Source organism: Pantoea sp. DY-5, from assembly GCF_019795955.1.
Lineage (GTDB): Bacteria > Pseudomonadota > Gammaproteobacteria > Enterobacterales > Enterobacteriaceae > Pantoea > Pantoea leporis.
Window position 1 is genome coordinate 25,776 of sequence record NZ_JAIMIE010000013.1, and the last position, 6,218, is coordinate 31,993.

Genomic DNA, 6,218 nt, shown 5'->3' on the forward strand with positions numbered 1-6,218 from the left:
CGTGCAAAAAGGGCATCAAATGATGCCCTTTCCTTGTGCATTGCGTCAAATCTTATCGCAATTAAGCGATAATTGTAGCAACAACACCCGCACCAACGGTACGGCCGCCTTCACGGATAGCGAAGCGCAAGCCTTCATCCATCGCGATTGGGTGGATCAGCTCAACGGTCATCTGAACGTTGTCGCCTGGCATTACCATCTCTACGCCTTCTGGCAGCTCAACGTTGCCGGTCACGTCAGTTGTACGGAAGTAGAACTGTGGACGATAGCCTTTGAAGAACGGAGTATGACGGCCGCCTTCATCTTTAGACAGAACGTAAACTTCTGAAGTGAACTTGGTATGCGGCTTGATTGAAGCCGGCTTAGCCAGAACCTGGCCACGCTGGATGTCTTCACGCTTGATACCACGCAGCAGAACGCCGCAGTTCTCGCCAGCCTGACCCTGGTCCAGCAGTTTGCGGAACATTTCAACGCCAGTACAGGTAGACTTAACAGTCGCCTTGATACCAACGATTTCAACTTCGTCGCCCACTTTAACGATACCGCGCTCAACACGACCGGTAACAACGGTACCACGGCCTGAGATTGAGAATACGTCTTCGATTGGCAGCAGGAACGGCAGGTCGATTGCACGTACTGGCTCTGGGATGTAAGTATCCAGATGCTCAGCCAGCTCAATGATTTTAGCTTCCCACTCAGCTTCGCCTTCCAGCGCTTTCAGAGCAGAACCACGTACGATTGGAGTGTCGTCGCCCGGGAAGTCATAAGCTGACAGCAGGTCACGTACTTCCATCTCAACCAGTTCCAGCAGCTCTTCATCATCAACCATGTCGCACTTGTTCAGGAACACGATGATGTAAGGAACGCCAACCTGACGACCCAGCAGGATGTGCTCACGGGTCTGTGGCATTGGGCCATCAGTCGCAGCAACAACCAGGATCGCGCCATCCATCTGCGCAGCACCGGTGATCATGTTTTTCACATAGTCGGCGTGGCCTGGGCAGTCAACGTGCGCATAGTGGCGAGTCGGGGTTTCATATTCAACGTGAGAAGTGTTGATGGTGATACCACGTGCTTTCTCTTCTGGCGCCTTATCGATCTCATCGAACTTGCTTGCTTTACCGCCGTAGGTTTTAGCCAGTACGGTAGTGATTGCTGCAGTCAGGGTGGTTTTACCGTGGTCGACGTGACCGATGGTGCCCACGTTTACGTGCAGTTTGTTACGCTGAAATTGCTCTTTAGCCATCGCTAGTCCCTCTAAGACACGGATATATCGAAGATATCGTCATATCAACCAGGCATTGCCTGACTGTTTGGTTTACAGAGAGAGAATCAGGAGAGAGATAAAGGAAGTGGTGCTGATACCCAGAGTCGAACTGGGGACCTCACCCTTACCAAGGGTGCGCTCTACCAACTGAGCCATATCAGCACATCTGGAGCGGGCAGCGGGAATCGAACCCGCATCATCAGCTTGGAAGGCTGAGGTAATAGCCATTATACGATGCCCGCATCCTGGAACTCGGCTACCTGTTCTTTCTGTAGCTTATGAATAATAAAAGAAGACCTTCTATTATTCGAGCCGGTCAGAGTTGCTGACCAACTTTGATTGCGCTAATGCGCAATCTGAAATTCGAAGGTGAGAGATGAAGAACTCACCCATCAGATAAAGACTTTATCTGACGCCCAACCAGGAGGTTGAGATGGTGGTGGGAGAAGGATTCGAACCTTCGAAGTCTGTGACGGCAGATTTACAGTCTGCTCCCTTTGGCCGCTCGGGAATCCCACCTACTTGATGGTGCCGGCTACCGGAATCGAACTGGTGACCTACTGATTACAAGTCAGTTGCTCTACCAACTGAGCTAAGCCGGCATCAAGTGGAGCGCATTCTAGGAATACCCGAAGAAGGATGCAACAAAAAAATCGTCAAAATTGTTCTATCGCTTACTATTTGTGCAAATCATCTCAAATCAGCCATCAGCTGCAGTAAAATCACCCTAAACCTGTGCATTTTTACACCACCACATAGATTGATTGCTATGAACCGCCATCATTTTCAATGCACATATTTGAAGCACACTGCCTTTCTGCTGTGCAAATTGTAGAAAATTTTTTGTGAAACTACCCGCTACACTCGTTTTTTCTGCTGGCCTGCATTTTGCTTATCTATTTAATCGGGTCATTAAATGGAGGATGTCGCATGAATATTGTTCAGCTCACTGCAGAAACATTACCCCTTTATCGTCAGGCTTTGGCTGCCCTGATGGTTGAAGCGGTAAAAAACAATATGACTTCGGCATTTCAACATTCGCAAAAGATGCAACAGTATCAGGATGCCGAGCGCTATTTTCATAGCTTGCGCAACAAAATGGCACGCCATGAGTTGCTGCTATGGATTGCCGTCATCGACTCGGTTGTGGTGGGAAGCGTGCAGCTCAATATTTGTCAGCGTCCAGATGGACAAAATCGCGCGGAAGTTTTACAGCTGCTTGTGCATTCAAATGCTCAGCGAGAAGGGATTGGACGCAGATTAATGCAGACGCTTGAGCACAAGGCAGAAAGCTATCAGCGTGGTCTGCTTTATTTGGATGTCATTGCAGGTTCTGCAGAAGAAATTTTTTATCGGGCACATGGCTACCGCTATTTAGGGGAATTGCCCGACTATGCATTATGCGCGGATGGGCATCCTCATCCCGGCGCGATTTACTATAAACGTCTGCGTACCAGCCCAGCAGAAAATGTAGCGACAAGCTACTGACCGACAAGAAAAATGCGGGCACGCTTGCGAAAGCGTGCTCCTGTTTATCATTTTACTTCTTTTTAAAGTCACACTGGTGTTACCCTCCTGCCCATTGTTCTCGTTAATTACCCCTGTGACGTGCAATTGAGTTTGATACATCTTCGTATGCCTAATGCAGCAAGGTGTTGATTAATCAGAATTTGCACTCAGATGCATGCTTATGAGTAAAAAAACGACACCTCTTACTACGCCTTATTTGCAGTTCAATCGCCAGCAATGGGCAGCACTACGCGATTCAGTACCAATGACATTGGCTGAAGGTGAAATTGAGCGTCTGCGTGGTATCAATGAAGATCTTTCATTAGAAGAAGTGGCCGAGATTTATCTGCCGCTATCGCGTCTGCTTAATTTTTATATCAGTTCTAATCTGCGTCGTCAGGCGGTGCTTGAGCAATTCCTTGGCACTAATGGGCAGAAAATCCCTTATATCATCAGTATTGCCGGCAGCGTTGCGGTAGGAAAAAGCACAACTGCTCGTGTGCTTCAGGCGCTTCTTAGCCGCTGGCCAGAACACCGCAAAGTAGAACTGATCACTACTGATGGTTTTTTGCATCCTAATGCCGTGCTTAAAGAACGCGGTTTGATGAAGAAAAAAGGGTTCCCGCAATCTTACGATATGCATCGCCTGGTTAACTTCGTATCTGATTTAAAATCGGGTGCTAGCCAGGTGACAGCGCCGGTTTATTCTCATCTGATTTACGATGTCATTCCGGATGGCGATAAAGTCGTACAACAGCCTGATATTCTTATTCTTGAAGGATTGAATGTGCTGCAAAGCGGTATGGACTATCCTCACGATCCTCATCATGTATTTGTGTCTGATTTTGTGGATTTTTCAATTTACGTCGATGCGCCTGAGTCATTACTTGAGAGCTGGTATGTAAATAGATTTTTGAAATTCCGTGAGGGCGCGTTTAGCGATCCGGACTCTTATTTCCATCACTATTCGCAATTACCAGAAGAGGATGCACTCAATATTGCGCGTGGGCTATGGAAAGAGATTAACTGGCTTAATTTAAAGGAAAATATTCTGCCTACACGCGAACGAGCCAGCCTTATTATGACTAAGTCGGCTGATCATGCGGTGCAAAGTGTACGTTTGAGAAAATAGTCTTTTTTAAATAAAATGCCCATAAAAGATTGTGGGCATTTTAATTTTTTACTCATGTGCATTAATTGTCTGGACGCAACGAAATCTCGCCCCCGACCCAGGATTTAACGACTCCATCCTGCTCCAGTAATAAACCGCCCTGCTTATCAATACCTCGCGCAATGCCATATACCTCACGATCACCAATAAGAAGCTTCACTGGGCGATTAATGAAGTTATCAAGGGCTTCCCAGCGTGAAACAAATGGCGCCAAACCATCGCGTTCAAAAATGGGTAATGCTTCACGCAGGCTATTAATCAGCTTCGCAGCTAACTCGTTGCGATCGATATCAACACCCGCTTCCTGAAGATTAATCCAACCCTGATTAATTTCTGCCGTGCCTTCTGAACGCATCAGCAAATTGACGCCAGCACCTATAACGATCTGAGCGGCATCGCCGGTTTTTCCGGTTAACTCAACTAAAATACCAGCAAGTTTACGATCGTTAAGATAGAGATCATTAGGCCATTTAACCCGTACATCCGGTGCACCTAATGACTGAATCACTTCTGCCATGATGATACCAATCACTAGACTCAGGCCCATCGCCGCAGCTGGCCCCTGCTCCAAACGCCAATACATGGACATATACAGGTTGGAGCCAAATGGTGAAAACCACTTACGCCCGCGACGTCCGCGCCCTGCTTGCTGATATTCGGCAATGCATGCGTAGCCAGACGGCAATTGATCCATCCGATTCAGCAAATATTGGTTGGTAGAATCAATAACAGGAATCAACGCCAGATTAGGTTGATGCAGGTGAGACAAAATGACTTCTTCATCCAGTAACTGAATTGGCCCCGGTAAGCTATAGCCTTTACCTGTAACCGTATATACATCCAGACCCCAGCTTTTCAGAGTCTGTATATGTTTATTGATGGCAGCACGGCTCATGCCAAGCGCTTCGCCCAGTTGCTCACCAGAGTGAAATTCACCATCAGCCACCAATGCCACTAACTTTAACGGCACGCTATTATCTTTCATGAAATTACCTCAACGGCGTTACGCTCGCCTCGAGCACCGATAAAGCGCACTTCTGGCTCCAGCCAAACATCAAACTTTTGTCCGACTCTATTCCTAACCTGGTGCGCCAAATCGACAATATCCTGTGGAGTAGCATGATCTTCATTAATCAGTACCAGAGCCTGTTGACGGTGAACTGCGGCGCCACCCACACGGAAGCCTTTAAGACCACATTGGTCGATCAACCAGCCTGCTGCTAATTTCACGTCACCACTGGCCTGTGGATAATGAGGAATGGATGGCCACTGCATAATTAGTGCGTCTGCATGCTCAGCTGTAATCAGCGGGTTTTTGAAGAAACTACCCACATTGCCTGTGATTTTTGGGTCGGGCAGTTTGCTTTGGCGCATATGGCAAATTTCATTGAATACATCCCAGGCACACACTGTTGCTGAGTTTAATTTAGTCAGATCGCCATAAGTTAGAACAGGTTTCCACTGCTTTGCCAAGCGTAATCCCACTGCAACAATGACATAGTCATTCTTCATTGCATGTTTGAAAACACTATCGCGATAGCCAAACTGGCACTCTTCTCGATACAAACGAATTATATTTCGCGTTGGAAGATGTATAGCTTCAACGTAGTGACAGATATCTTTAAATTCGACACCATATGCACCGATATTTTGAATCGGTGCTGAGCCAGCCATACCAGGAATTAGCGCCAGGTTTTCCAGTCCTGTAATACCCTTCTTTAGCGTCTGCTCAACTAAAGCGTGCCAATTTTCGCCGGCACCAACATGTAAATGCCAAGCTTCGTCATTCTCCTCGATAGCTATGCCCTTAATCGCATTAACCACCACCGAGCCGCTAAAATCTTCCAGAAAGAGTACGTTGCTCCCTTCGCCTAATACAATAAAGGGCAGATTTGATTGCTGACTGTCTTTCCAGGCCAAAGTAATAGCGTCAGGCGTTTCAGCGATAGTCAGCGTTTGTGCATTGATCGTAAGACCAAGAGTATTGAAAGCTTCTAGGGATGTATTGGGGCTGGACATTTCACGGCCTTTACTGATTAATCTGGCCGTAGTTTACCTGATCGGCAGGTTGCGAGTTTGATGTTTTCTTATTTCTGGTGAGAAATTGCTAATGTACAGACGTAAAAAAGCCCCGAACTTTCGTTCGGGGCTTCTTCACTGTCTGATGCCTGGCAGTTCCCTACTCTCGCATGGGGAGACCCCACACTACCATCGGCGCTACGGCGTTTCACTTCTGAGTTCGGCATGGGGTCAGGTGGGACCACCGCGCTA

5 protein-coding genes, 4 tRNA genes and 1 rRNA gene are annotated in these 6,218 nt (G+C 47.4%); 2 read left to right on the plus strand and 8 right to left on the minus strand.

The genetic code is table 11. The features are described from left to right. Positions 1-61 precede the first annotated feature (61 nt). The 5 genes from tuf to K5Y30_RS24645 all read right to left on the minus strand — a co-directional run bounded on the left by tuf (position 62) and on the right by K5Y30_RS24645 (position 1,869). Positions 62-1,246, minus strand: a complete 1,185-nt coding sequence (gene tuf, locus K5Y30_RS24625) for an elongation factor Tu (protein WP_180822597.1) — start codon at positions 1,244-1,246, stop codon at positions 62-64. Between the two features lie 107 nt (positions 1,247-1,353). Then, positions 1,354-1,429: transfer RNA gene (locus tag K5Y30_RS24630), tRNA-Thr, on the minus strand. Positions 1,430-1,434: 5 nt separating this feature from the next. Next, a tRNA-Gly gene (locus K5Y30_RS24635) sits at positions 1,435-1,509 on the minus strand. A 192-nt stretch (positions 1,510-1,701) separates the two neighbouring features. Further along, positions 1,702-1,786: transfer RNA gene (locus K5Y30_RS24640), tRNA-Tyr, on the minus strand. A gap of 7 nt (positions 1,787-1,793) precedes the next feature. Next, positions 1,794-1,869 (minus strand) — tRNA-Thr (locus K5Y30_RS24645). A gap of 328 nt (positions 1,870-2,197) precedes the next feature. Here K5Y30_RS24645 and K5Y30_RS24655 point away from each other — a divergent pair. Next, a complete protein-coding gene (locus tag K5Y30_RS24655; protein WP_101762580.1) occupies positions 2,198-2,755 on the plus strand; it encodes a GNAT family N-acetyltransferase in 558 nt (185 codons plus the stop codon). Between the two features lie 202 nt (positions 2,756-2,957). After that, a complete protein-coding gene (coaA, locus tag K5Y30_RS24660; RefSeq protein ID WP_222214018.1) occupies positions 2,958-3,908 on the plus strand; it encodes a type I pantothenate kinase in 951 nt (316 codons plus the stop codon). Positions 3,909-3,969: 61 nt separating this feature from the next. Here coaA and birA read toward each other — a convergent pair whose 3' ends face one another. The 3 genes from birA to rrf form a co-directional block, all read right to left on the minus strand. Continuing rightward, a complete protein-coding gene (gene birA / locus K5Y30_RS24665; RefSeq protein WP_222186137.1) occupies positions 3,970-4,932 on the minus strand; it encodes a bifunctional biotin--[acetyl-CoA-carboxylase] ligase/biotin operon repressor BirA in 963 nt (320 codons plus the stop codon). Continuing rightward, the gene (murB, locus tag K5Y30_RS24670) at positions 4,929-5,966 is read right to left on the minus strand and encodes a UDP-N-acetylmuramate dehydrogenase (RefSeq protein ID WP_222186138.1); all 1,038 of its coding nucleotides are present in this window, start codon (positions 5,964-5,966) and stop codon (positions 4,929-4,931) included. The genes birA and murB overlap by 4 nt, the downstream gene beginning before the upstream one ends. A gap of 147 nt (positions 5,967-6,113) precedes the next feature. Continuing rightward, positions 6,114-6,218: ribosomal RNA gene (gene rrf, locus K5Y30_RS24675) — 5S ribosomal RNA — on the minus strand; the annotation flags it as partial.

What these genes read in the sequence shown, in the direction of transcription:
- murB (WP_222186138.1), bottom strand. Translation starts at nt 5,966, where the DNA reads ATGTCCAGCCCCAATACATCCCTAGAAGCTTTCAATACTCTTGGTCTT.
- tuf (WP_180822597.1), bottom strand. Translation starts at nt 1,246, where the DNA reads ATGGCTAAAGAGCAATTTCAGCGTAACAAACTGCACGTAAACGTGGGC.
- coaA (WP_222214018.1), top strand. Translation starts at nt 2,958, where the DNA reads ATGAGTAAAAAAACGACACCTCTTACTACGCCTTATTTGCAGTTCAAT.
- K5Y30_RS24655 (WP_101762580.1), top strand. Translation starts at nt 2,198, where the DNA reads ATGAATATTGTTCAGCTCACTGCAGAAACATTACCCCTTTATCGTCAG.
- birA (WP_222186137.1), bottom strand. Translation starts at nt 4,932, where the DNA reads ATGAAAGATAATAGCGTGCCGTTAAAGTTAGTGGCATTGGTGGCTGAT.